The 3,186-nt window shown below is 73.4% G+C and carries 5 protein-coding genes; all 5 read left to right on the top strand.

Translation table 11 applies throughout. The annotated features are described in order from the left end of the window. Positions 1 to 135: 135 nt before the first annotated feature. The 5 genes from NH342_RS22480 to NH342_RS22460 all read left to right on the top strand — a co-directional run bounded on the left by NH342_RS22480 (position 136) and on the right by NH342_RS22460 (position 3,045). Positions 136 to 822 carry a DUF2993 domain-containing protein gene (locus tag NH342_RS22480; protein WP_253018520.1) on the top strand — a complete coding sequence of 229 codons (687 nt, stop codon included), beginning with the start codon at positions 136 to 138 and terminating at the stop codon, positions 820 to 822. 36 nt (positions 823 to 858) lie between these two features. After that, positions 859 to 1,302 (top strand): thioredoxin family protein, encoded by a 444-nt coding sequence (locus NH342_RS22475; RefSeq protein WP_253018518.1) that lies wholly within the window; start codon positions 859 to 861, stop codon positions 1,300 to 1,302. 156 nt (positions 1,303 to 1,458) lie between these two features. Next, positions 1,459 to 1,890, top strand: a complete 432-nt coding sequence (locus NH342_RS22470; protein WP_253018516.1) for a DUF4395 domain-containing protein — start codon at positions 1,459 to 1,461, stop codon at positions 1,888 to 1,890. 25 nt (positions 1,891 to 1,915) lie between these two features. Further along, positions 1,916 to 2,749, top strand: coding sequence for a sulfurtransferase (locus tag NH342_RS22465; RefSeq protein WP_253018514.1), 834 nt, complete (start codon positions 1,916 to 1,918; stop codon positions 2,747 to 2,749). A gap of 2 nt (positions 2,750 to 2,751) precedes the next feature. Beyond that, the gene (locus NH342_RS22460) at positions 2,752 to 3,045 is read left to right on the top strand and encodes a DUF1416 domain-containing protein (RefSeq protein WP_253018512.1); all 294 of its coding nucleotides are present in this window, start codon (positions 2,752 to 2,754) and stop codon (positions 3,043 to 3,045) included. The last annotated feature ends 141 nt before the right edge of the window (positions 3,046 to 3,186 follow it).

Below are 3,186 nucleotides of genomic sequence, written 5' to 3'. Positions count from 1 at the left end.
GCTCGTCGCGGTCGGGGCGTCCTTCGCCGCGGTCGACCGGCCGCAGCGCGGGTGGGCGCTGCCCGCCGTGCAGGCGGTGCTGCCCGTCGCCGCGGCCGCCCCGGTGGCCTGGTTCCTCGCCCTGCAGACCAGCCTGTGAAGGGCCTGCTGATCACCCTCGGGGTGCTCGTCGTGCTGCTGGTCGCGGCCGACCGGGTCGGCGTGCTGGTCGCCGAGGACCAGGTGGCCGCGCAGGTGCAGCAGCAGGCCGGGCTGGCCGGGGAGCCCTCGGTCGACATCACCGGCTTCCCGTTCCTGACCCAGGCCGTCGCCGGCCGCTACGACGACGTGCGCATCTCGCTGACCGCCGACGAGCTCGGCCAACCCGCCGGCACCTCGGCGGAGGTGTCCCTGCAGGGCGTGCGGCTGCCGCTTTCCGACGTCGTCGGCGGCCGCGTGTCCCGGCTCCCGGTGGACCGCGTCGACGCGCGGGCCTCGGTGCCCTTCGACCTGCTGGCGGCGCAGCTGGGCGGGGACACCACGCTGACCCGCGAGGGCGACGGGCTGCGGATCACCAAGACCGTCGAGGTGCTCGGCCAGACCGTGCCGCTCACCGCCGCGGGCACCGTCGCCCTCGACGGGCAGGACCTGGTCGTCACGGTGGACAGCGCCTCGGGGGCAGGCATCGACGTCCCGCAGTTCCTGCTCGACGCCGCCCAGGACCTGCTCGACTTCCGGTACCCGCTGCCCGCGCTGCCCTTCGGCCTGCAGCTCACCGGGCTGCAGGTCACCGGCACCGGCGTCGACGTCACCGCCGGCGCCGACGACGTCGTCCTGCAGTAGGGAATCCCCACCGGGCCGGTGGTGTTGGTGGCTGGCGTGGACGTGACCGGTGTGATCGTGCTCCTGGCCGCCCTCGCCGCGGCGGCGGTGGCCGCCTGGTGGCTGCGCACCCGCAGCGGGGCGGTCCGGACGACGGGAGGAGCGGACGTGCACGAGGTGGACGTGCTGCGCGGCCTCGGTGTCCGGCCCGAGGACGCCGACCTGACCGTGGTGCAGTTCGCCACCGCGTTCTGCGCCCCCTGCCGCGCCACCAAGGCCCGGCTGACCCAGCTGCAGACCCGCCACCCCGGCCTGGCCGCCGTCCACGTGGACGCCGAGAGCGAGCTCGACGCCGTGCGGGCGCTGGACGTCCGGCGCACGCCGACGCTGTTCTACCTCGACCGCAGCGGGGCCCTGCTCGGCCGCAGCAGCGGCGCACCCCGGCCCGAGGAGCTGTCGGCGCTGGTGGCCGCGCACGCCCCGGCGCAGGGGCGCGTGTGATGGGTGTTGTTACCCTCCCCGCCGTGGGCACCCTGCTGACTCAGCGACGCACAGTCGACCTGTGCCGCCTGGGCAGCTGCCTGTGTCGCGTCTCCACCCGAGGCTGACGACCCGCCTCGACGAGCCCTCACCCGCTCCTCGGAAGGCCCCCACCCCGTGACACCCACCCGTCAGGTCGACGTCCGTGGCCCGCGCACCGGCGCCTGGATCACCACGGTCGTCCTCGCCGTCGTGCTGCTCACCGGCAGCGGCTGGCTGCTGGCCGCGCAGGCCGTCGTCTTCGCCGTCGGCGCGTTCGCCGGTCTGCGGTACGCCCCCTACGGCGTGCTGTTCCGCACCCTCGTCGCCCCCCGGCTGGGGCCGGTCCGCGAGCGCGAGGACGAGGCGCCGCCGCGCTTCGCCCAGCTCGTCGGGTTCGCCTTCGCCCTCGTGGGCACCCTCGGCTACCTGACCGGCGCGCCGGTCGTGGGCGCCGTCGCGACCGGGCTGGCCCTCGTGGCCGCCCTGCTCAACGCAGCCGTGGGCTTCTGCCTCGGCTGCGAGCTCTACCTGATCGTCCGGCGGGCCCGCCCCGCCCGTTCGCACTGACCCCCACCGCAGGAGGAGAGAACACATGAGCCGCAGCGACGTGCTCGTCAGCGCCGACTGGGCCCAGGAGCACCTGGGCGACGCCGGGCTGGTCTTCGTCGAGGTCGACGAGGACACCAGCGCCTACGACAAGGGGCACCTCGAGGGTGCGGTCAAGCTGGACTGGAAGACCGACCTCCAGGACCCGCTGCGCCGCGACTTCGTGGACAAGGAGCAGTTCGAGGCCCTGCTCAGCAGCAAGGGCATCGCCAACGACGACACCGTCGTGCTCTACGGCGGCAACAACAACTGGTTCGCCGCCTACGCCTACTGGTACTTCAAGCTCTACGGCCACGACGCGGTCAAGCTCGTCGACGGCGGCCGCAAGAAGTGGGAGCTGGACAGCCGCCCGCTCTCCGACGCCGAGGTGACCCGCCCGGCCACGCAGTACACGGCCAAGGATCCCGACACCTCGATCCGCGCCTTCCGCGACGAGGTCGTGGCCGCCATCGACAGCAAGAACCTGGTCGACGTGCGCAGCCCCGACGAGTTCGCCGGCAAGCTGGTCGCCCCCGCGCACCTGCCGCAGGAGGGCGCGCAGCGCCCCGGCCACATCCCCTCGGCGGTCAACGTGCCGTGGAGCAAGGCCGCGAACGAGGACGGCACCTTCAGGAGCGACGAGGAGCTGGCCGCGCTCTACGCCGGCGCCGGCCTGGACGACGGCAAGGCCACCATCGCCTACTGCCGCATCGGCGAGCGGTCCTCGCACACCTGGTTCGTGCTGCACGAGCTGCTCGGGCACGCCGACGTGAAGAACTACGACGGCAGTTGGACCGAGTACGGCTCGCTGGTCGGCGTCCCGATCGCCAAGGGCGCCTGACCGTGTGCGGGGCCCCCAAGCAGGGCGGTGCGCTGGCCGGGATCGACCTGTCCACCCAGACGGTCATCCAGGGCTCGGTCTGGCACGACGGGTCGCCGGTCGCCGGCGCCTACGTGCGGCTGCTGGACGCCACCGACGAGTTCACCGCCGAGGTGGTGACCTCCCCCGAGGGCGAGTTCCGGTTCTTCGCCGCCCCGGGTGAGTGGAAGCTGCGCTCGCTGGCCCCGGTCGGCCGCGCGGAGCGGGTGCTCTCCGCCGAGGTCGGCCTGAACGAGACCACCCTCGCCATCGCCTGACCCGACTGCCCTCCCGCAGCGTTGATCAGGGAGGGTGGGTTCAACCGGTCGTTGCATCACCGGTTGGTTGAGGGGCTGAGAGTAGGTCGTTGAGGGCTTCTGCGGGGGTTCTCCATCCGAGGGTCTGGCGGGGTCGTCCGT

The organism is Klenkia sp. PcliD-1-E (assembly GCF_024124375.1).
GTDB lineage: Bacteria > Actinomycetota > Actinomycetes > Mycobacteriales > Geodermatophilaceae > Klenkia.
This window is presented reverse-complemented; position numbering and strand designations above follow the sequence as displayed.